The following is a 22,607-nucleotide window of genomic DNA, read 5'->3' as shown; positions in this document are numbered from 1 at the left end:
TGCCCGGCGACAACATCACGGTCGATGTCGAGCTGATCGTGCCGATCGCCATGGAAGAGAAGCTGCGCTTCGCCATCCGTGAAGGCGGCCGCACCGTCGGTGCCGGCATCGTCGTCACCATCAAAGAATAATCGAACCCGGCATCCGCCGGATCGACAGGACAAGGGCGGCCTAAGGGCCGCCCTTTTTCTTTGACTCACGGCCGGATGTGCCTGTTTTGGTGCCTCAATCTCTGTTGCAAGTCTCTGGGCCTATACTAGTATAGATTGCAATTAGGGGGCTTGGCCGGATGGTTCCACGGCACCGTTTTCAGGGTTGGGCGTGCCGGGCACTGGGGCTGATCTGCCTGGTGTCGCTGCTTGCCATGGGCAGTGCCGCCTTCGCCGGCCAGACCAAAAATTCCGAGCCGGATCCGAATGTGCCGATGCGGTTCCTGGTCGTGCGCAGCAACGCGCCGGGCTGCGAGCCGACCTGTCCGGAATGGATATCGGCGGAGGGTGCGATATCGGCCAAATCGCCGGCACTGCTCAAGGCTGTCCTGAAAACGCTCGGCCGCCGCAAATTGCCGATCGTCGTCAACTCGCCCGGCGGTGATGTCGATGCGGCCATCGTCATGGGCCGCATGATACGCAAGAACAAGCTCGACATCGCGGTCGGACGGACCTGGTTTGTCGGCTGCGAACCGGGGGAGAAAAACTGCAAGGAGAACGACGCCAGAGGCTCGCACTATATCGGCAACCCCTATGTGCTCGGCAGCTATTGCGCGTCCGCTTGCCCGATGATGCTGGCCGGCGGCACCAGGCGCCTGGTCGGGCCGCTGGCCTTTCTCGGCGTCCATCAGATCACGACCACGGTCGTGCAAATGAACGTGCAATATGAAGTCCGCTATCGCATCGTAAAAGGCAAGAAGCGGGTCGTCAGCAAGAAGGTCGTCAGCCGCAGGAATGCCGGCAGCTACAAGACCTACGAGATGAGCAAGAAGGTGGAGCGCAAGCTCGCCACTTATTTCCAGGAGATGGGTGTCGACCTCAGCATACTCGAAACGATGAAGAGCACGCCGGCCAGCGACATCCAGCAGATCGACCTCAGCGACATGCTGACGATGAAGCTGGTCACCAGTGCGGACGCTGCGGATTTGCTGACCAGCGCAAGCCTGTGCACGCTGGACCTTCCGGCTCCGAATTGTCGCGAAATACCGGCCAAAAAGCCAGCCGGCGGCCTGCCGGCCGTTGCCAAGGCAGCGCCGCTGCCGGTGACGCCGGAGAGTGCGCCGCACGATGAGGGCATGCGCTTTGTGGTGGTTCGCGGCAGCAACCCGCTCTGCAACCCCGACTGCCCGGAATGGATTGCGGCGCAAGGCGCGATTACGCCGCAGACGCCCCAGAAGCTCAGCCAATTGCTCGCCACACTTGGCAACCGGCGGCTGCCCGTGGTGATCAGTTCGCGCGGCGGTGACCTCTCCGGCGCCCTGGCGGCCGGCAGGATCATCCATGAAAAGAAGCTCGACGTTGCCGTTGCCCGCACCGATTTCGTCGGCTGCGACCCGGCAGAGTGGAATTGCCTGGCCAAGGACGGCGCCTATGCCGGACTGAGTGTCGATGGGGAAGGCGACTGCGATTCGGCCTGCGCGCTCATGCTGGCCGGTGGCGCCAGACGGCTTGTCGGCTCCCAGGCGCGGTTCAGCCTTTATCTGATGGGGCAGAAGCAAACGGTCAAAGCCTATCTCGACGAGATGGCCATAAGCCCGGCTCTGTTCACTGCGCTGCAGGGCAGTTCGGTCGAGCGTCAGCTCGAACCTGACATGATGCTGAAGGTCGGTCTGACGACCGGGCGCCAGTCGGTGGATGCGCTGACGGGGTCCAGCATCTGCAAGTCGGCGCCGAAACCTGAGAATTGCCGCGTGGTAGCATCGTCCAACGCTCAGGTCGAAGCGCCCGCCAAATTGTAGGCACTCGGTTTCGGGAACTCGCCATCGAGGCAGGTTGAGTGAGGCACGATTTTTCCGCTATCGTCACTGCCGGCGCCGGGGCTGGCGGAGGATCGAGCATGAGCCAGGATATCCCGACGCTTTACGAATGGGCCGGCGGCATCGAGGCGCTAACCCAGCTGACGGAAACCTTTTACGACGAGGTGTCTCGCGACCCGGTGGTCGGACCGGTGTTCAACCACATGTCGCCTGACCATCCGGCGCATGTCGCGGCCTTTATCGGCGAGGTCTTTGGCGGGCCCAAGACCTATAGCGAAAAACATGGCGGCCATCGCGAGATGGTCATGCACCACCTCGGCAAGCATTTGAGCGAGGAACAGCGCCGCCGCTGGATCAGCCTGCTTGCCGATGCCGCCGACGCTGTCGGGCTGCCGGACGATCCTGAATTCCGTTCCGCCTTCATGGGCTATGTCGAGTGGGGGTCGCGGCTGGCCAAGATGAATTCCACCCTTGGCGAGACCTGCGACCCCGAAACCGAACCGATGCCGGTCTGGGGCTGGGGCGTGCCGGGCGGGCCGTACAAGCCGCCGGCTGGGGGTTAAGCGCCGGCAAGCGGCGTCAGGCGGAAAATCGCGATCAACAGGGAAGGCCTGGCGACTACCTGGCCGGATTTCCGGCGAAGGACGTGAAAGCGCGTCAGACCACTCTTTACAGCGCGCCCGGAAGCTTTTAGGAAGCGCCTGCGCCGAAACGCGCGTACGGGCATAGCTCAGTTGGTAGAGCGGCGGTCTCCAAAACCGCAGGTCGTAGGTTCGAGCCCTGCTGCCCGTGCCATTTTCTCAAATGGCGATTTGACGAACGAACTCGGTCCCGCGCCACGCATTGAAAAATGGCAGGTGGCTTGCCATATTAGGGAAACTGAGGCATAAGACCCCCATAGCCGGGACGGGACGACTGGATGGTTCCGAGGCGGCGTTTGGTCATAAAGCGGACACTTGCCACTTGCGTGGATCAAGAATCGGTTTTATGTAGACACAACAGACACGCGACGCGTGGAGCTGGGAAGCCGGCTTTACGCGTCCGATTTGCATGGGCGAAATGGCGCTGATTCGGCGCTGACTTGAAACCCAGGCGGCACGTCCCGGCCAGCGGGATCATCCAGGAGACCCGGCCAACGGGTCTTGAAGACAGAGCGGCATATGGCTTCGAAAACCACAAATCCTTTCGTCTTTCTCCAGCAGGTCCGCGCGGAGACCGCCAAGGTGACTTGGCCGTCGCGCCGGGAGACGATGATCTCGACGGTGATGGTGCTCGTGTTTGCGGTCATCGCGATGATCTTTTTCTTCACCGCCGACGTGGCCATGGGCTACGCGATCGAGCGGTTACTGAGCCTCGGACATTAAGTTCGGCGAATACGGAGAAATCTTGAAATGACCGCGCGGTGGTACATCGTCCACGCCTATTCGAACTTTGAAAAAAAGGTCGCCGAGGACATTGAGAACAAGGCCAAACAGAAGGGCCTGTCCGCCGATATCGAACAGATTGTGGTGCCGACCGAGAAGGTCGTCGAGATCCGCCGCGGCCGCAAGGTCGATGCCGAGCGCAAGTTCTTTCCGGGCTATGTGCTGCTCAAGGCCAATTTGACCGATGCGGTGTTCTCGCTGGTCAAGAACACGCCGAAGGTCACCGGTTTCCTCGGTGACTCCAAGCCGGTGCCGATCACCGAGGCGGAAGCGCAGCGCATCCTGAACCAGGTCCAGGAAGGCGTCGAGCGGCCCAAGCCCTCGGTCACCTTCGAGATCGGCGAGGCGATCCGCGTTTCGGACGGTCCGTTCGCATCGTTCAACGGTTTCGTCCAGGAAGTGGACGAGGAGCGGGCGCGGCTCAAGGTGGAAGTTTCGATCTTCGGGCGCGCCGTGCCCGTCGATCTGGAATTCGGACAGGTCGAAAAGGGCTGATCCGAAAACCCCGTGCCGGTTTACCGGCAAGGGGAGGCGGCGCGAAAACGCGCGGCCATGAACGGGTGGGAGGCGAATGTGGCTTTAGCCGGCCGCGTGAACCGCACCACCAGACTGCAACCGCCGGTGTTCCCCGATAGTGGGGCCGGCATGAGACAAAGGCAGGAAAGAGATGGCTAAGAAAATTGCAGGCCAGCTCAAGCTCCAGGTCAAAGCGGGATCGGCTACGCCGTCTCCGCCGATCGGCCCGGCACTTGGTCAGCGTGGCATCAACATCATGGAGTTCTGCAAGGCGTTCAACGCGCAGACCCAGGAAATGGAAAAGGGATCGCCGATCCCGGTCGTCATCACCTACTACCAGGACAAGTCGTTCACCTTCGTCATGAAGACGCCGCCGGTAAGCTACTTTCTGAAGAAGGCAGCGAACTTGACTTCGGGTTCCAAGGAGCCGGGCAAGATCAAGGCCGGCACGATCGGTCGCGACAAGGTGCGCGCCATCGCCGAGCAGAAGATGAAGGATCTGAACGCAAACGACGTCGAAGCGGCCATGCGCATGGTCGAGGGCTCCGCCCGCTCGATGGGTCTGGAAGTGGTGGGCTGAGATCATGGCAAAGATTGCAAAGCGTGTATCGAAGACCCGTGACGGCATCGACCCCAACAAGGCTTATGCCCTGGGCGAAGCGCTGAAGTTGCTCAAGGACCGTTCGACGGTGAAATTCGACGAGACCATCGAAGTTGCGATGAACCTCGGCGTCGACCCGCGTCATGCCGACCAGATGGTCCGCGGCGTGGTCAATTTGCCGAATGGCACCGGCCGCTCGGTCCGTGTCGCCGTGTTCGCACGTGGCGACAAGGCCGATGAGGCTCGCGCCGCCGGCGCCGACATCGTCGGTGCCGAGGATCTGGTCGACATCGTCCAGAAGGGCACGATCGACTTCGATCGCTGCATCGCTACGCCGGACATGATGCCGCTGGTCGGCCGTCTGGGCAAGGTGCTTGGCCCGCGCGGCATGATGCCGAACCCGAAGGTCGGCACCGTGACCACGGACGTCGCTGCCGCCGTCAAGGCATCGAAGGGCGGCGCTGTCGAGTTCCGCGTCGAGAAGGCCGGCATCGTCCATGCCGGCGTCGGCAAGGTCTCGTTCGACGTCAAGGCGCTGGAAGAAAACGTCCGCGCCTTCGCCGACGCCGTGACCAAGGCGAAGCCGGCTGGCGCCAAGGGCAACTACGTCAAGAAGGTGTCGGTCACCTCGACGATGGGCCCGGGCCTCAAGCTCGACGTCTCGACGCTCGCCGCGTCCTGATACGAACAATTCGGATCGGGCGCTAAAGCGCTGATCCGCAAGTGAATTCCGGGCCTCCGACTTGTCGGCGGCCCGGTACCGGAAGTCGAGAGGCTTCCGGACATCCTGTCCGAGATTGCAGGCGGCCCAGAAGCCTTAATTGAATTGGGCCTGCATGAGACGGGTGAAAACCGGACAACGGAGCGACAAGCTCCAATGAAAGGTTCGAACCGTGTTTGCCTTTTGTCTGCGCATCGCCGGCTTGCCGTCGATGTGGCGAAAGGGGGCAGGATCCTCGAGCGTCGTTCGGGAGATCCGTTACTGGATGGCCCGGCCGGCAAAAAGGCAACCCGACGCCTGTCCTATTAGTGGGGCAGGGGTCAACTGGAGATAGGCAGTGGACAGAGCGGAAAAACGCGAACTCGTCACGGGCCTGAATGGTGCTTTTGCAGGCGCTGGTTCAGTCGTCGTGGCCCACTACGCCGGTATCACCGTCGCGCAAATGAACGACCTTCGGTCGAAAATGCGCGCTGCCGGTGGCACCGTCAAAGTCGCGAAGAACCGTCTCGCCAAAATCGCTCTTCAGGGCACGGACTCCGCATCGATCATCGACCTGTTCAAGGGACAGACGCTGATCGCTTATTCGGAGGATCCGATTGCGGCGCCGAAGGTCGCGTCCGATTTCGCCAAGGGAAATGACAAGCTTGTCATTCTCGGCGGCGCAATGGGCACCACCTCGCTCAACGCCGACGGTGTGAAGGCACTCGCCACACTTCCGTCGCTCGATGAGCTGCGCGCCAGGCTGGTTGGCATGATCGCCACGCCGGCAACCCGGATCGCCCAGATCGTCAATGCGCCAGCGGCTTCGGTCGCGCGCGTCATCGGCGCTTACGCCCGGAAGGACGAGGCGGCATGAGGCCGTTCCTCGCTATCACAAACACACGTTCGAACCTTATGAAGGAACATAACAATGGCTGATCTGGCAAAGATCGTAGACGACCTTTCGAAGCTGACCGTCCTCGAGGCGGCCGAGCTGTCGAAGCTTCTGGAAGAAAAGTGGGGCGTTTCGGCTGCTGCTCCGGTTGCGGTTGCCGCTGCCGGCGGCGCTGCCGCTGCTGCTGCTCCGGCCGAGGAAAAGACGGAATTCGACGTCGTCCTCACCGAGGCAGGCGCTCAGAAGATCAACGTCATCAAGGAAGTCCGCGCCATCACCGGCCTGGGCCTCAAGGAAGCCAAGGATCTGGTCGAAGCAGCTCCGAAGCCGGTCAAGGAAGCCGTTTCCAAGGCTGACGCTGAGAAGTTCAAGGCCCAGCTGGAAGCAGCCGGCGCCAAGGTCGACCTGAAGTAAGCGTTAAGCGGCGGGCGGCCTCGCGCCGTCCGCCACTCCCTTCATGGAAGGGAGGATGCGTAGCGCGAGATGTACGAGAACCTCTTTCCTGAGGGCCGAAACCGGCCTTCAGGAAACGGGTTTTCTCCCGTTTTAGCCGTCGCCGCCAGGCGGCGGTAAAACAGATCAGGGGCCGCCACCGAGGTGGCCGCGCATGCAAGGTGAGCCGCGGCGAGGCTCGCCCCGAGTTTATAGCTAAGGAGCGACGATGGCCCAGACCCAGACTTTCAATGGCCGCAGACGCGTACGCAAGTTCTTCGGAAAGATCCCGGAAGTTGCGGAGATGCCGAACCTGATCGAGGTTCAAAAGGCATCCTATGACCAGTTCCTGATGGTGGACGAGCCCAAGGGCGGCCGTCCGGACGAAGGGCTGCAGGCTGTTTTCAAGTCGGTCTTCCCGATCTCCGATTTCTCCGGCTCCTCGATGCTGGAGTTCGTGAAGTACGAGTTCGAAGGACCGAAATTCGACGTTGACGAATGCCGTCAGCGCGACCTGACCTATGCCGCGCCGCTCAAGGTGACGCTGCGCCTCATCGTGTTCGATATTGACGAGGATACCGGCGCCAAGTCGATCAAGGACATCAAGGAGCAGGACGTCTACATGGGCGACATGCCGCTCATGACCTTGAACGGCACCTTCATCGTCAACGGCACCGAGCGCGTCATCGTCTCGCAGATGCACCGTTCGCCGGGCGTCTTCTTCGACCATGACAAGGGCAAGTCGCACTCGTCGGGCAAGCTTCTATTTGCCGCGCGCGTCATTCCCTATCGCGGTTCGTGGCTCGACATCGAGTTCGATTCCAAGGACGTCGTGCACGCCCGCATCGACCGCCGCCGCAAGATTCCGGCGACGTCGCTGCTGATGGCGCTTGGCATGGACGGCGAAGAGATTCTGTCGACCTTCTACAACAAGATCACCTACAAGCGCGCCGGCGACCACTGGCGCATTCCGTTCAACGTCGAGCGTTTCCGCGGCCTCAAGGCTGTCGGCGACCTGGTCGATGCCGATACCGGCGAGGTCGTCGTCGAGCAGGGCAAGAAGATCACCGCCCGCCAGGCAAGAGCGCTTGGCGAAAAGGGTCTCAAGGCGATCAAGGCGACCGACGAGGATCTGCTCGGCAACTACCTGGCCGAGGACATCGTCAACTACGGCACCGGCGAGATTTTCCTCGAAGCCGGCGACGAGATCGACGAAAAGACGCTGAAAGTGCTGCTCGGCACGGGCGAAAATGAGATCAAGGTTCTCGACATCGACCACGTCAATGTCGGCGCCTACATCCGCAATACGCTCAACGTCGACAAGAACGAGAGCCGCCAGGACGCGCTGTTCGACATCTATCGTGTCATGCGCCCGGGCGAGCCGCCGACGCTGGAAACCGCCGAAGCCATGTTCAACTCGCTGTTCTTCGACAGCGAGCGCTATGACCTGTCGGCTGTCGGCCGCGTCAAGATGAACATGCGCCTTGAGCTCAAGGCCGAGGATACCGTGCGCGTGCTGCGCAAGGACGACATCCTGGCCGTGGTCAAGACGCTGGTCGAATTGCGCGACGGCAAGGGCGAGATCGACGACATCGACAATCTCGGCAACCGCCGCGTGCGTTCCGTCGGCGAGCTCATGGAGAACCAGTACCGCGTCGGCCTGCTGCGCATGGAGCGCGCGATCAAGGAACGTATGTCCTCGATCGAGATCGACACGGTGATGCCGCAGGACCTGATCAACGCCAAGCCGGCGGCTGCCGCCGTGCGCGAGTTCTTCGGTTCCTCGCAGCTGTCGCAGTTCATGGACCAGACCAACCCGCTGTCGGAGATCACCCACAAGCGCCGCCTGTCGGCACTTGGACCGGGCGGTCTGACCCGCGAGCGCGCCGGCTTCGAGGTGCGCGACGTGCACCCGACGCATTACGGCCGCATCTGCCCGATCGAGACGCCGGAAGGCCCGAATATCGGTCTGATCAACTCGCTGGCGACTTTCGCGCGCGTCAACAAGTACGGCTTTATCGAAAGCCCGTACCGCAAGATCGTCAACGGCAAGCTGACCAATGAGGTCGTCTATCTCTCGGCGATGGAAGAGTCCAAGCACCACGTTGCGCAGGCCAATGCCGAGCTCGACAAGAATGGTGGTTTCGTCGACGAATTCGTCATTTGCCGCAGCGCCGGCGAAGTGATGATGGCGCCGCGCGAAAACGTCGATCTGATGGACGTGTCGCCCAAGCAGATGGTGTCTGTGGCCGCGGCGCTCATCCCGTTCCTTGAGAACGACGACGCCAACCGTGCGCTGATGGGCTCCAACATGCAGCGTCAGGCCGTGCCTCTGGTGCGCGCCGAAGCGCCGTTTGTCGGCACCGGCATGGAGCCGATCGTTGCCCGTGACTCAGGCGCCGCCATCGGCGCCCGTCGCGGCGGCATCGTCGACCAGGTGGACGCGACGCGTATCGTCATCCGCGCAACGGAAGATCTCGATCCCGGCAAGTCGGGCGTCGACATCTACCGGCTGATGAAGTTCCAGCGTTCGAACCAGAACACCTGCATCAACCAGCGTCCGCTGGTGCGCATGGGCGACCGCGTCAACAAGGGCGACATCATCGCCGACGGTCCGTCGACCGAGCTCGGCGATCTGGCGCTCGGCCGCAACGTGCTGGTCGCGTTCATGCCGTGGAACGGCTACAACTACGAGGACTCGATCCTGCTCTCCGAGCGTATCGTGGCCGACGACGTCTTCACCTCGATCCACATCGAGGAGTTCGAGGTCATGGCCCGCGACACCAAGCTTGGACCGGAGGAAATCACGCGCGACATTCCGAACGTTTCGGAAGAAGCGCTGAAGAACCTCGACGAAGCCGGCATCGTCTATATCGGCGCGGAAGTGCAGCCGGGCGACATCCTGGTCGGCAAGATCACGCCGAAGGGCGAAAGCCCGATGACGCCGGAAGAAAAGCTCCTGCGCGCCATCTTCGGTGAAAAGGCGTCCGACGTTCGCGACACCTCGATGCGCATGCCTCCGGGCACCTTCGGCACCGTCGTCGAAGTGCGCGTCTTCAACCGCCACGGCGTCGAGAAGGACGAGCGCGCCATGGCGATCGAACGCGAGGAGATCGAACGCCTCGCCAAGGACCGCGACGACGAGCAGGCGATCCTCGACCGCAACGTCTATTCGCGCCTTTCCGACGTTCTCGTCGGCAAGGAAGCGATTGCCGGACCGAAGGGCTTCAAGAAGGGCTCGAAGCTGTCGAAGGACACGCTGGACGAGTATCCGCGTTCGCAGTGGTGGCAGTTCGCGGTGGAGAACGAAAAGCTCCAGAGCGAACTGGAAGCCCTGCGTGGCCAGTACGACGACTCCAAGAAGGCGCTCGAGCAGCGCTTCATGGACAAGGTCGAGAAGGTTCAGCGCGGCGACGAAATGCCTCCGGGCGTCATGAAGATGGTCAAGGTCTTCGTGGCCGTGAAGCGCAAGATGCAGCCGGGCGACAAGATGGCCGGCCGTCACGGCAACAAGGGTGTCGTGTCGCGCATCGTTCCGGTCGAGGACATGCCTTTCCTCGAGGACGGCACGCATGCCGATATCGTGCTCAACCCGCTGGGTGTGCCGAGCCGCATGAATGTCGGCCAGATCCTGGAAACGCATCTGGGCTGGGCATGTGCGGGCATGGGCAAGAAGATCGGCGAGCTGATCGACGCGTACAAGACGGCTGGAGACATCAAGCCGCTGCGCAAGACGCTCGAGAGCTTCATCCCGGCCAACGACCGCAACGAGCCGGTCCGCGAGTATGACGACGAGAGCATCGTTCGCCTCAGCGAGCAGATGCGCCGCGGCGTCTCCATCGCGACCCCGGTGTTCGACGGTGCGCATGAGGTCGACATCAACATCATGCTGGAGCAGGCGGGCCTGCACACCAGCGGTCAGTCGCAGCTCTATGACGGACGCACCGGCGAGCCGTTCGATCGCAAGGTGACGATGGGCTATATCTATATGCTCAAGCTTCACCACCTGGTGGACGACAAGATCCACGCGCGTTCGATCGGTCCGTACTCGCTCGTTACCCAGCAGCCGCTGGGCGGTAAGGCGCAGTTCGGCGGCCAGCGCTTCGGCGAAATGGAGGTCTGGGCGCTGGAAGCCTACGGCGCCGCCTACACGCTGCAGGAAATGCTGACGGTGAAGTCGGACGACGTCGCCGGCCGCACCAAGGTCTACGAGGCGATCGTGCGCGGCGACGACACGTTCGAAGCCGGCATTCCGGAGAGCTTCAACGTGCTCGTCAAGGAAATGCGGTCTCTCGGCCTCAATGTCGAACTGGAGAACACCAAGCTCGACGACAACCCTGTCCGGCTGCCCGACGCGGCCGAGTAAAAACAAGACATCCGGTCGCGGGAGCCCGCGACCGGATGCACCAAATTCTACGGCCGGTGGGCCGACCACTCAGCGGGCATTTGGTCCGCGTTAGATGCAAGGGGTTTTCGAGGACCCCGAAAAGGAGAACGGCATGAACCAAGAGGTCATGAATCTCTTCAATCCGCAGGCGCCGGCGCAGGTGTTCGATTCCATCCGGATATCGCTCGCCAGCCCTGAGAAGATTCTGTCCTGGTCGTTCGGCGAGATCAAGAAGCCGGAGACCATCAACTACCGCACCTTCAAGCCGGAGCGTGACGGTTTGTTCTGCGCGCGCATTTTTGGCCCGATCAAGGACTACGAATGCCTGTGCGGCAAGTACAAGCGCATGAAGTACAAGGGCGTCATCTGCGAAAAGTGCGGCGTCGAAGTCACGCTGTCGCGCGTTCGCCGCGAGCGCATGGGCCATATCGAGCTGGCAGCACCTGTCGCTCACATCTGGTTCCTGAAGTCGCTGCCCTCGCGCATCGGCACGCTGCTCGACATGACCCTGAAGGACATCGAGCGCGTCCTTTACTTCGAGAACTACATCGTCACCGAGCCTGGCCTCACCGCGCTGAAGGAGCACCAGCTGCTCAGCGAGGAAGAGTACATGATCGCCGTCGACGAGTATGGCGAGGATTCGTTCACCGCCATGATCGGCGCCGAGGCCATTCATGACCTCCTGGCCGGCATGGACCTGGAGAAGATCGCCGGCGACCTGCGTTCGGAACTGGCTTCGACCACGTCCGAGCTGAAGCAGAAGAAGTATCTGAAGCGGCTCAAGGTCGTCGAGAACTTCATGGAATCCGGCAATCGTCCGGAATGGATGATCATGAAGGTGGTTCCGGTGATCCCGCCGGACCTGCGCCCGCTCGTCCCGCTGGACGGCGGCCGTTTCGCGACGTCCGACCTGAACGATCTCTATCGCCGCGTCATCAACCGCAACAACCGCCTGAAGCGGCTGATCGAGCTGCGCGCGCCCGGCATCATCGTGCGCAATGAAAAGCGCATGCTGCAGGAAGCTGTCGACGCACTGTTCGACAACGGCCGCCGCGGCCGCGTCATCACCGGCGCCAACAAGCGCCCGCTGAAGTCGCTGTCCGACATGTTGAAGGGCAAGCAGGGCCGGTTCCGCCAGAACCTGCTCGGCAAGCGCGTCGACTATTCGGGCCGTTCGGTCATCGTCACCGGTCCGGAGCTCAAGCTGCACCAGTGCGGCCTGCCGAAGAAGATGGCGCTCGAACTGTTCAAGCCCTTCATCTACGCCCGCCTCGACGCCAAGGGGTTCTCCTCGACCGTCAAGCAGGCCAAGAAGCTGGTCGAGAAGGAGCGTCCGGAAGTCTGGGATATCCTCGACGAGGTCATCCGCGAACATCCGGTGCTGTTGAACCGTGCGCCGACGCTGCACCGCCTGGGCATCCAGGCGTTCGAGCCGATCCTGATCGAAGGCAAGGCGATCCAGCTGCATCCGCTGGTCTGCACGGCCTTCAACGCCGACTTCGACGGCGATCAGATGGCCGTTCACGTGCCGCTGTCGCTCGAGGCTCAGCTTGAAGCCCGCGTGCTGATGATGTCGACCAACAACATCCTGCATCCGGCTTCCGGCGCACCGATCATCGTGCCGTCGCAGGACATGGTTCTGGGTCTCTACTATCTCTCGATCGTCAATCAGAACGAGCCGGGCGAAGGCATGGTGTTTGCCGACATGGGCGAACTCCAGCATGCGCTCGAGACCAAGGCCGTCACCCTGCACGCCAAGATCAAGGGCCGCTTCCGCACGGTCGACGCCGAAGGCAAGGTCGTGTCGAAAATCTACGACACCACGCCTGGCCGCATGATCATCGGCGAGCTGCTGCCGAAGAACGTCAACGTGCCTTACGAGACCGCCAACCAGGAGATGACCAAGAAGAACATCTCCAAGATGATCGACACCGTCTACCGCCATTGCGGTCAGAAGGAGACGGTTATTTTCTGCGACCGCATCATGGCGCTTGGCTTCGGCCATGCCTGCCGCGCCGGCATTTCGTTCGGTAAGGACGACATGCTGATCCCGGACGCCAAGATCAAGCTGGTCTCCGACACCGAGGCTTTGGCCAAGGAATACGAGCAGCAGTACAATGACGGTCTGATCACGCAGGGCGAGAAGTACAACAAGGTCGTCGACGCCTGGGCCAAGTGCTCGGAAAAGGTTGCCGACGAAATGATGGCCCGCATCAAGGCCGTGGAGTTCGAGGACAATGGCCGTCAGAAGCCGATGAACTCGATCTACATGATGTCGCATTCGGGTGCGCGCGGTTCGCCCACCCAGATGCGCCAGCTCGCCGGCATGCGCGGCCTGATGGCCAAGCCGTCGGGTGAAATCATCGAGACGCCGATCATCTCGAACTTCAAGGAAGGCCTGACCGTGCTCGAGTACTTCAACTCGACCCACGGCGCCCGCAAGGGTCTGGCCGACACCGCCTTGAAGACGGCGAACTCGGGTTACCTCACCCGCCGTCTGGTCGACGTGGCGCAGGACTGCATCGTCAACTCCGTGGATTGCGGCACCGATAAGGGCCTCACCATGCAGCCGATCGTCGATGCCGGTCAGGTCGTCGCTTCGGTCGGCCAGCGCGTGCTGGGCCGCACCGCGCTCGACGACATCAACCATCCGGTGACCGGCGACCTGCTGGTCAAGGCCGGAACGCTGATGGACGAGCGTGACGTGGAGCAGATCGAAAAGGCCGGCGTGCAGTCGGTCCGTATCCGTTCGGCACTGACCTGCGAAGTCAGGGTCGGCGTCTGCGCAGTCTGCTACGGACGCGATCTTGCCCGCGGCACTCCGGTCAACCAGGGCGAAGCCGTCGGCGTCATCGCGGCGCAGTCGATCGGCGAGCCGGGCACCCAGCTCACCATGCGTACCTTCCACATGGGCGGTACGGCGCAGGTGGTGGACAGCTCGTTCCTTGAAGCCTCTTATGAGGGCAAGGTCGAGATCCGCAACCGCAACGTGGTGCGCAACTCGGACGGCCAGCAGATGGTCATGGGCCGCAACATGGCGGTGCTGATCCTCGACGAAGCCGGCAAGGAGCGTGCCTCGCATCGCCTCACCTATGGTTCGCGCATCTTCGTGGACGATGGCGACAAGGTGAAGCGCGGCCAGCGTATCGCCGAATGGGATCCCTATACCCGCCCGGTCCTCACCGAAATCGAGGGCAGGGTGGCGTACGAGGATCTGGTCGACGGCATTTCCGTCCAGGAAACGGCCGACGAATCGACCGGCATCACCAAGCGTGAGGTCATCGACTGGCGTTCGACGCCACGTGGCAACGACCTCAAGCCGGCGATCGCCATCCAGGACGCCAAGGGCAAGGTCGGCAAGCTGTCGAAGGGCGGCGACGCCCGCTTCCTGCTCTCGGTCGAGGCCATTCTCTCGGTCGAGCCGGGTTCGCAGGTTCGTCCCGGCGACGTTTTGGCGCGTATCCCGATGGAAAGCGCCAAGACCAAGGACATCACCGGCGGTCTGCCGCGTGTTGCCGAGCTGTTCGAGGCACGTCGTCCGAAGGATCACGCCATCATCGCCGAGATCGATGGCACGATCCGTTTCGGCCGCGACTACAAGAACAAGCGCCGCATCATCATCGAGCCGCATGACTCGACGCTTGAGCCGGTCGAATACCTGATCCCGAAGGGCAAGCCGTTCCATCTCCAGGACGGCGACGTCATCGAGAAGGGCGACTACATCCTCGACGGCAATCCGGCGCCGCACGACATCCTGGCGATCAAGGGCGTGGAAGCACTTGCTTCCTACCTCGTGAACGAAATCCAGGAAGTCTACCGTCTGCAGGGCGTGTCGATCAACGACAAGCACATCGAGGTGATCGTTCGCCAGATGCTGCAGAAGGTCGAGATCACGGTGCAGGGCGACTCGACCTACATTCCGGGCGACCACGTCGACGTGATCGAACTGGAAGAGGTCAACGAGCGCCTGGTCGAGGACGGCAAGAAGCCGGCCGAAGGCCAGCCGGTGCTGCTTGGCATCACCAAGGCCTCGCTGCAGACGCCGTCCTTCATCTCGGCCGCCTCCTTCCAGGAGACGACCAGGGTGCTGACGGAAGCCGCGGTTGCCGGCAAGACCGACATGCTGCAGGGCCTGAAGGAAAACGTCATCGTCGGCCGGCTGATCCCGGCCGGTACCGGCGGCACGATGAGCCAGATCCGGCGCATCGCCACCTCGCGCGACGAGTTGATCATCGACGAGCGCCGCAAGGCCTCCGGTGTCGAAATCGCCGATCCGATGCTGACCGACATGGTCAACGCCGCGCAGTAAGCGCGGTCGGACGAGAAGAAGGAAAGGGGCCCAAGTGGCCCCTTTTCGCGTTTTGGCTCTAAGAACGAGGAAGCATCATGAGCAACAAGACCTGGACGGCTGTCGACGACTACATCGTCTCCTCCCTTTTCGAAGCGGATCCCGTGCTTGATGCTGTGATCGCAACCAATCGCAAACAGGGCCTGCCGGCCATCGACGTCTCGGCCGCGCAGGGCAAGCTGCTTTCGCTTCTGGTGCGCATCCGCGGTGCGAAGCGGGTGCTGGAGATTGGCACGCTCGGCGGCTACTCGACGGTATGGATGGCGCGAGGGCTACCGGCCGACGGCAAGGTCGTGACGCTCGAACTCGATCCGCACCACGCCAAGGTCGCACGCTCGAACTTCGAGCGGGCAGGGGTATCGGATAAGGTGGACCTGCGGATCGGACCGGCGCTGCAATCGCTCGCAGCACTTGGCAGCGAAAATGCCGGGCCGTTCGATCTCATCTTCATCGACGCCGACAAGCCGAACAACCCGAACTATCTCAGCTGGGCGATGCGGCTGTCGCAGCCGGGAACCGTTATCATCTGCGACAATGTCATCCGGGACGGCGCTGTGCTTGATGAGGACGGGCGTGACCCGAATGTCGAAGGCGCACGCGCCGCGTTCTCCTTCATCGGCGGCGAGAAGCGCCTGGACGGCACCGCCATCCAGACCGTCGGCGCCAAGGGCTATGACGGATTTGCCATTGCGATCGTGGAGTGAAAAGGCAAGCCTGATCTCAAGGGAGTGTTGAACTGATGAACGAGGCAGCGCTTTGGGATCTGATCAACGCGAGCCAGGAGCGCATGACTATTGCGCAGAGAAGGCTCTGGGATGTGATTGGCATCGACCCGGAGCAATGGATGCATCGCTCTCCCCCGGGAGACAATCGGCAGATCTGGGTCGTCGCGCTAATCGGCAGAAGCGTCATTTCCTACAATGAATTCGAACACGGCTTTGATCGCTCGCGCTTCGACCGGTACGGCGAAATTGCAGAGCTTGGCTGGGGGCAGGCTGACCTTGAAGTTGCCGTTCAAGATATACTGAATGAACTGGAACACGGGCATCCGACCGCCCCTCGCGTTTCCTCGCCTCGGCCCGGAGAATATCCGGGCCGCAAGCCAAGATGACTGGAACCGGGGTAGACGCCCCGACAGGATAGCCTGCAGTTCAGTCGAAGAACGCTTCGACCACGTTGCGCTTGCCGAGCATAAAGGCGTCGGCGACGTGCTGCAGGGGCGCCAGGTCGACGTCGGAGATGCCGGCGCGCACGATCTCGGCGAAGCGACGGTAGAGCTGGGGATATTCGGCCTCCGGCTCGTCGTGGACCATTTTGCCGTCTATGGCGAGCTTGGTGCCGCCGCCGGACAGCACCATCTTGCCCTTGTCGGTATCGGCCAGGATGTCCCAGCTCTGCGGGCCGGTCTGCAGCCAGTCCAGTTCCATCGTCACCGGCAAACCATCCGAGGTGCGGAAGTTGACGTGAGCCGCGACCGGCGAGGCGCGGTTTTCGGGAAAATCGAGGACGGCCGAGGTGATGAACATCGCCGGCAGGATGTGGGTGACGATCGAGAGCGCGTTGATGCCGGGATCGAAGACACCAAAGCCGCCCGGCGCCCAGATCCAGTCCTGGTTAGGATGCCAGCGGCGGACATCTTCCTTCCAGACGATTGCCGCTGAGCTGATTTTGGCTGAGCCAAGAAAAGTCCGCGCGGCCTCCACTGCCGGCGCGTAGCGCGAATGCCAGCTGGCGAACAGCGTCACACCATTGGCCTCAGCTAGCCTCTTCAGATCCTCGACCTCGCTGACTGTGGCGCCCGGCGGCTTTTCCAGGAAGACATGCTTTTTCGCGAGCAGCGCGGTGCGCGCCGCGTCGTAGCGGAACTGCGGCGGCATGCAGAGCGACACGGCCTCGAGTTCGGGCACCGCGTCGAGCATCGCCTCGATGGTCGGGAAGTTCGGGATATCGTCGACCTTGCCATGCCGGCTGGCGGCGGCGATCAGGCGGTAATCCTTATCCTTGGCCACTGCCGGCAGATGCTGGTCGCGCACGATCTTGCCCACGCCGACGATGCCGAGCTTGATAGGATTCACAGACATGGGAACTCCAAGGATTGGTCAGGCGTCCGGTTCTTAGCAGAACGCCGATCACGGGCAAGCGGTTGGCAAGGCGCCTCAGCCCCAGCTCTCCTGGAATTTGAGCGTCCACTCTCCGCCCGCCAGAAACGCCTTGATCGCCGGCTCAAAAGGCGAGGGGTCGAGGCCGTTCGCCTTCAGCCACTCGTCGGAATAATAGGTGTTGGCGTAGCGCTCGCCGGAATCGCAGATCAGCGTTACCAACGATCCGGTCTCACCGGCCGCGATCATGCGCGCGGCATGAAAGCACATGGCGATGAAATTGGTGCCGGTCGAGCCGCCGACGCGCCGGCCGAGATGACGCGACAGGACCCGCATCGCGGCAAGCGACACCGCGTCGGGGACACGCAGCATGTGGTCGATGACGCCCGGCACGAAGGACGGTTCGACGCGCGGCCGGCCGATGCCTTCGATGCGCGACGGCTGATCACAGCGGCAATTGGCGTCGTGGGTGGCGAAGCCATCGAAGAAGGCTGAGCGTTCGACGTCGGCGACCGAGAGCCGCGTTGCATGCTGTTTGTAGCGGAGGTAGCGGCCAATCGTTGCGGTGGTGCCGCCGGTGCCGGCGCTCATCACGATCCAGGCGGGAATCGGATGCCGTTCGTCACGCATCTGCCCGAAAATGGATTCGGCGATGTTGTTGTTGCCGCGCCAGTCGGTGGCGCGCTCGGCATGGGTGAACTGATCCATGAAATGGCCGCCAAGCCTCGTCGCCAACTCGGCCGACTCGGCATAGATGCGCCGGCCATCGTCGATGAAATGGCAGTTGCCGCCATAATGCTCGATGGCGGCGATTTTTTCCGGCGAGGTCGAGCGCGGCATCACCGCGTAAAACGGCACGCCGATCATGCGGGCGAAATAGGCTTCCGACACCGCGGTCGAGCCCGAGGAGGCCTCGACCACCGGCGACCCTTCGCGGACAAGGCCGTTGCACAGCGCATAGAGGAAAAGCGATCGCGCCAGCCGGTGCTTCAGGCTGCCGGTCGGATGTGTCGATTCGTCCTTGAGGTAGAAGTCGATGCCGCCAAACGCCGGCAGGTCGAGCTTCCACAGATGGGTATCGGCCGAACGGTGCTGGTCGGCTTCGATGGCGGCAACCGCCCGGTCGGCCCAGGCGCGCGATGCTGGTTTTGCAGCTGCTGAGATGGCCATGGCGCCCGATTCCCTTGTCTGCCGTCCTTTTGTCTAGAGCGGAACCTCGAACGTCACGATCGATACTTCGCCTTCGAGTGCACCCTGGAAGGCCGAAAGGTGCGGCTCATCGTCGGGCTCGCCCTCCATGTCGCCGATCTGGTCGAGCTCGGCCTCGGCATAGCCTTCTGCGGCGAGCGATTCGAGAGCGCGGCGCACGGCCGAATCGTCGTCTGGCGCGACCAGCATCACATGGACGCCTTCCGGCTTGCCGCCCTTCCTTTTCCAGACTCGGCCGGTGATGATGGTGACCGGGCGTTCCTCGTTGTCGTTCACGGGCTGATTCCTCTTGAGACTTCGGCGGGAGAGGGGTTTTGGGCTGTCCATGGCGCCTTTTGCCACGAAGCGCCGGTGCAGGACAGTCGCAAGCCGGTCACTTCCTTCCTCTCCCTTGCAAACTTAAGAAAGAAAATTACATGCGTTTTTCGCATTGCTGCCAAGCCTTGGTCAGCGCGCAATATTTGGTGCGCCGGGGTTGACGGTTCACGGTCTTGCGAGTAGAAGCCGCCCAGTCAGAACCGATGTGAGGCTCTCCCTTCCGAAGCGACACGCTTTGGAGTTTGCCTCAAACAGGGTTCGTTTTACGAGCGAAAAGACATTTCCGGCGCGCATGAAGCGGTTTCCGCTTCCTCTGCATTTTGTTCGGGCAGGACCGCGAGGCGCGGTTTATGGCCCGAATTTGCGTATGGAATTGACGCTTTGAGCGGCCCTGACCGGGCGAGACACGGAATTGAGAGACAAGAGGGTTTAATGCCTACCGTCAACCAGCTGATCCGCAAGCCGCGCATTGCGCCGGTGAAGCGCAACAAGGTCCCGGCCATGCAGCAGAACCCGCAGAAGCGGGGCGTCTGCACGCGCGTCTATACAACGACGCCGAAGAAGCCGAACTCGGCACTGCGCAAGGTGGCCAAGATCCGCCTGACCAACGGCTTTGAAGTGATCGGCTACATCCCCGGCGAAGGTCACAACCTTCAGGAACACTCCGTGGTCATGATCCGCGGCGGCCGCGTCAAGGATCTTCCGGGCGTGCGCTACCACATCATCCGCGGCGTGCTCGACACGCAGGGCGTGAAGAACCGCAAGCAGCGCCGTTCGAAGTACGGCGCCAAGCGTCCGAAGTAAGATTTTCCGGCCTTCGCGCTTTTTCCGCGCAAGGCTACGAGATTGAGAGACAAAAGCCATGTCGCGTCGTCACAGTGCAGAAAAGCGTGAGATCAACCCGGATCCGAAGTTCGGCGATCTGATCGTTACCAAGTTCATGAACGCCGTCATGTATGACGGCAAGAAGTCGGTTGCCGAGACCATCGTCTACGGTGCGCTCGACCAGGTTCAGTCGAAGACCAAGCAGGAGCCGGTCACCGTCTTCCATCAGGCGCTCGACAATGTCGCGCCGCATGTGGAAGTCCGGTCGCGTCGCGTCGGCGGCGCCACCTACCAGGTTCCGGTCGATGTGCGCCCCGAGCGCCGTCAGGCCCTGGCCATCCGCTGGCTGATCGCCGCGGCCCGCAACCGCAACGAGACGACGATGGTCGACCGCCTCTCGGGCGAGCTGATGGACGCGGCCAACAACCGCGGCACGGCCGTGAAGAAGCGTGAAGACACCCACAAGATGGCTGAAGCCAACCGCGCTTTCGCACACTACCGCTGGTAAAGCGCGAACGAGACTGAGAAGGCATCCAAGATGGCCCGCGAATATAAAATCGAAGACTACCGCAATTTCGGTATCATGGCGCATATTGACGCCGGCAAGACGACGACCACCGAGCGCGTCCTCTATTACACGGGCAAGTCGCACAAGATCGGCGAAGTCCACGACGGCGCTGCCACCATGGATTGGATGGAGCAGGAGCAGGAACGCGGCATCACCATCACGTCCGCCGCGACCACGACCTTCTGGAAGGGTCGCAGCGGCAAGATGTACCGCTTCAACATCATCGACACCCCCGGACACGTCGACTTCACCATCGAAGTCGAGCGTTCGCTGCGCGTGCTCGACGGCGCCATTGCGCTGCTCGATGCCAATGCCGGTGTTGAGCCGCAGACCGAGACTGTCTGGCGCCAGGCCGACAAGTATAAAGTTCCGCGCATGATCTTCTGCAACAAGATGGACAAGATCGGCGCCGATTTCTACCGCTCGGTCGAGATGATCGGTTCGCGCCTTGGCGCGCATGCCGTCGTCATGCAGCTGCCGATCGGCGCCGAGACCGAATTCAAGGGTGTCGTCGACCTCGTCGAGATGAACGCGCTGGTCTGGCGCGATGAGACGCTGGGCGCTGCCTGGGACGTTGTCGAGATCCCGGCTGATCTCCAGGCTCGTGCCGAAGAATACCGCGAGAAGATGATCGAAGCCGCCGTCGAAATGGACGAGACGGCACTCGAAAATTACCTCGAAGGCAAGATGCCGTCGAATGACGAGATCCGCGCGCTGATCCGCAAGGGCACCATCGCGGTCAAGTTCTACCCGATGTTCTGTGGATCGGCCTTCAAGAACAAGGGCGTGCAGCCGCTGCTCGACGCCGTCGTCGAATACCTGCCGTCGCCGGCCGATGTTCCCGCCATCAAGGGCGTCGACGCCAAGACGGATGCCGATATCGAGCGTCATGCCGACGACAACGAGCCGCTGTCGATGCTCGCCTTCAAGATCATGAACGACCCGTTCGTCGGTTCGCTGACCTTTGCCCGCATCTATTCGGGCAAGCTGACCAAGGGCATCTCCGTCGACAACACCGTCAAGGGCAAGAAAGAGCGCATCGGCCGCATGCTGCAGATGCATGCGAATTCGCGCGCCGACGTCGAAGAGGCGTTTGCCGGCGACATCGTTGCTCTGGCTGGCCTCAAGGACACGACCACCGGCGATACGCTCAGCGATCCGCTGCACCCGGTCATTCTCGAGCGCATGGAATTCCCCGATCCGGTCATCCAGATCGCGATCGAGCCGAAGACCAAGAACGACCAGGAAAAGATGGGCCTCGCCCTTCACCGCCTGGCCGCCGAGGATCCGTCCTTCCGCGTCAAGACCGACGAGGAAAGCGGCCAGACGATCATTTCCGGCATGGGCGAACTTCACCTCGACATCATCGTCGACCGCATGCGTCGCGAGTTCAAGGTCGAAGCCAATGTCGGCGCGCCGCAGGTGGCTTATCGCGAGACGATCACCCGCAAGCACGAGCAGGATTACACGCACAAGAAACAGACCGGCGGTACCGGTCAGTTCGCTCGCGTCAAGATCCTGTTCGAACCGAACCCGGAAAGCTCGGAGTTCGAGTTCGAGACCAAGATCGTCGGCGGTGCGGTTCCGAAGGAATACATCCCCGGTGTCGAAAAGGGCATCAACAGCGTGATGTCGTCGGGTCCGTTCGCGGGCTTCCCGATGATCGGCGTCAAGGCGACGCTCATCGACGGCGCTTACCACGATGTGGACTCCAGCGTCCTGGCGTTCGAAATCGCCGGCCGCGCCTGCTTCCGTGAAGCTGCACCCAAGCTTGGCGTGCAGCTGCTCGAGCCGATCATGAAGGTCGAAGTCGTGACGCCGGAAGACTATGTCGGCAGCGTCATCGGCGACCTGAACGGCCGTCGCGGCCAGATCCAGGGCCAAGAAGCGCGTGGCGTAGCGGTCGTCATCAACGCGATGGTGCCGCTGGCCAACATGTTCAAGTACGTCGACAACCTGCGCTCGATGAGCCAGGGCCGTGCGGCCTACACGATGCAGTTCGATCACTACGAGCCTGTGCCGACCGCAGTCGCCCAGGAAGTCCAGAAGAAATACGCGTAACCTGAACGGGTTGCATCGGTAACTTAATTCAAGGCCCGTATGGGCGAGCAGATTGGAGACATCACATGGCAAAAGGTAAATTCGAGCGCACTAAGCCTCATGTGAACATCGGCACGATTGGTCACGTCGACCATGGCAAGACGTCGCTGACGGCGGCGATCACGAAGTATTTTGGCGAATACAAGCGCTACGACCAGATCGATGCGGCGCCGGAAGAGAAGGCCCGCGGCATCACCATTTCGACGGCTCACGTCGAAT

General features: G+C 62.0%; 20 protein-coding genes and 1 tRNA gene. 18 read left to right on the top strand and 3 right to left on the bottom strand.

The window, feature by feature from the left end; all coding sequences use genetic code 11:
• The 14 genes from H0241_RS34895 to H0241_RS34830 all read left to right on the top strand — a co-directional run.
• A partial coding sequence (locus H0241_RS34895) for an EF-Tu C-terminal domain-related protein (RefSeq protein WP_456238144.1) occupies nt 1–131 on the top strand: 131 nt, incomplete at its 5' end.
• A gap of 158 nt (nt 132–289) precedes the next feature.
• On the top strand, nt 290–1,948 hold the full coding sequence (locus H0241_RS34890) for a COG3904 family protein (protein WP_181062233.1): 1,659 nt from the start codon (nt 290–292) through the stop codon (nt 1,946–1,948).
• Nucleotides 1,949–2,046: 98 nt separating this feature from the next.
• On the top strand, nt 2,047–2,529 hold the full coding sequence (locus H0241_RS34885; RefSeq protein WP_181062232.1) for a group II truncated hemoglobin: 483 nt from the start codon (nt 2,047–2,049) through the stop codon (nt 2,527–2,529).
• 156 nt (nt 2,530–2,685) lie between these two features.
• Nucleotides 2,686–2,761, top strand: a tRNA-Trp gene (locus tag H0241_RS34880).
• Between the two features lie 365 nt (nt 2,762–3,126).
• Complete coding sequence (secE, locus tag H0241_RS34875; RefSeq protein WP_023667439.1) at nt 3,127–3,330, top strand: preprotein translocase subunit SecE; 204 nt, start codon at nt 3,127–3,129, stop codon at nt 3,328–3,330.
• 27 nt (nt 3,331–3,357) lie between these two features.
• Nucleotides 3,358–3,885, top strand: coding sequence for a transcription termination/antitermination protein NusG (nusG, locus tag H0241_RS34870; protein WP_006333333.1), 528 nt, complete (start codon nt 3,358–3,360; stop codon nt 3,883–3,885).
• Between the two features lie 172 nt (nt 3,886–4,057).
• The gene (gene rplK, locus H0241_RS34865) at nt 4,058–4,486 is read left to right on the top strand and encodes a 50S ribosomal protein L11 (RefSeq protein ID WP_006333334.1); all 429 of its coding nucleotides are present in this window, start codon (nt 4,058–4,060) and stop codon (nt 4,484–4,486) included.
• A 4-nt stretch (nt 4,487–4,490) separates the two neighbouring features.
• Entirely contained in the window at nt 4,491–5,189 is a 699-nt protein-coding gene (gene rplA, locus H0241_RS34860) for a 50S ribosomal protein L1 (RefSeq protein WP_181062231.1), read from the top strand.
• A gap of 376 nt (nt 5,190–5,565) precedes the next feature.
• The gene (rplJ, locus tag H0241_RS34855; protein WP_023667437.1) at nt 5,566–6,084 is read left to right on the top strand and encodes a 50S ribosomal protein L10; all 519 of its coding nucleotides are present in this window, start codon (nt 5,566–5,568) and stop codon (nt 6,082–6,084) included.
• A 54-nt stretch (nt 6,085–6,138) separates the two neighbouring features.
• Complete coding sequence (rplL, locus tag H0241_RS34850) at nt 6,139–6,516, top strand: 50S ribosomal protein L7/L12 (RefSeq protein WP_023667436.1); 378 nt, start codon at nt 6,139–6,141, stop codon at nt 6,514–6,516.
• A gap of 247 nt (nt 6,517–6,763) precedes the next feature.
• Nucleotides 6,764–10,900: a DNA-directed RNA polymerase subunit beta gene (gene rpoB, locus H0241_RS34845; RefSeq protein ID WP_181062230.1), complete on the top strand. Its 4,137-nt coding sequence runs from the start codon at nt 6,764–6,766 to the stop codon at nt 10,898–10,900.
• Between the two features lie 133 nt (nt 10,901–11,033).
• Nucleotides 11,034–15,230, top strand: coding sequence for a DNA-directed RNA polymerase subunit beta' (gene rpoC, locus H0241_RS34840; protein ID WP_181062229.1), 4,197 nt, complete (start codon nt 11,034–11,036; stop codon nt 15,228–15,230).
• A 77-nt stretch (nt 15,231–15,307) separates the two neighbouring features.
• The gene (locus H0241_RS34835; protein WP_181062228.1) at nt 15,308–15,973 is read left to right on the top strand and encodes an O-methyltransferase; all 666 of its coding nucleotides are present in this window, start codon (nt 15,308–15,310) and stop codon (nt 15,971–15,973) included.
• A 35-nt stretch (nt 15,974–16,008) separates the two neighbouring features.
• Entirely contained in the window at nt 16,009–16,380 is a 372-nt protein-coding gene (locus H0241_RS34830) for a hypothetical protein (protein WP_181062227.1), read from the top strand.
• 40 nt (nt 16,381–16,420) lie between these two features.
• On the opposite strand, the gene H0241_RS34825 is transcribed toward H0241_RS34830, so the two are convergent.
• The 3 genes from H0241_RS34825 to H0241_RS34815 form a co-directional block, all read right to left on the bottom strand.
• Entirely contained in the window at nt 16,421–17,350 is a 930-nt protein-coding gene (locus tag H0241_RS34825; RefSeq protein WP_210285189.1) for a Gfo/Idh/MocA family protein, read from the bottom strand.
• Between the two features lie 75 nt (nt 17,351–17,425).
• Nucleotides 17,426–18,538, bottom strand: a complete 1,113-nt coding sequence (locus H0241_RS34820) for a PLP-dependent cysteine synthase family protein (protein WP_181062226.1) — start codon at nt 18,536–18,538, stop codon at nt 17,426–17,428.
• 33 nt (nt 18,539–18,571) lie between these two features.
• Nucleotides 18,572–18,853: a transcriptional regulator gene (locus tag H0241_RS34815; RefSeq protein WP_181062225.1), complete on the bottom strand. Its 282-nt coding sequence runs from the start codon at nt 18,851–18,853 to the stop codon at nt 18,572–18,574.
• 474 nt (nt 18,854–19,327) lie between these two features.
• Between H0241_RS34815 and rpsL the strand changes: the two genes are divergently transcribed.
• The 4 genes from rpsL to H0241_RS34795 form a co-directional block, all read left to right on the top strand.
• Entirely contained in the window at nt 19,328–19,699 is a 372-nt protein-coding gene (gene rpsL, locus H0241_RS34810; protein WP_006333356.1) for a 30S ribosomal protein S12, read from the top strand.
• Between the two features lie 58 nt (nt 19,700–19,757).
• Nucleotides 19,758–20,228: a 30S ribosomal protein S7 gene (rpsG, locus tag H0241_RS34805; RefSeq protein ID WP_008875664.1), complete on the top strand. Its 471-nt coding sequence runs from the start codon at nt 19,758–19,760 to the stop codon at nt 20,226–20,228.
• Between the two features lie 30 nt (nt 20,229–20,258).
• A complete protein-coding gene (gene fusA / locus H0241_RS34800) occupies nt 20,259–22,349 on the top strand; it encodes an elongation factor G (RefSeq protein WP_181062224.1) in 2,091 nt (696 codons plus the stop codon).
• A gap of 65 nt (nt 22,350–22,414) precedes the next feature.
• On the top strand, nt 22,415–22,607 hold a 193-nt coding region (locus H0241_RS34795), incomplete at its 3' end, for a GTP-binding protein (RefSeq protein WP_235984627.1).

The organism is Mesorhizobium neociceri (assembly GCF_013520985.1).
Classification (GTDB): domain Bacteria; phylum Pseudomonadota; class Alphaproteobacteria; order Rhizobiales; family Rhizobiaceae; genus Mesorhizobium; species Mesorhizobium neociceri.
This window is presented reverse-complemented; position numbering and strand designations above follow the sequence as displayed.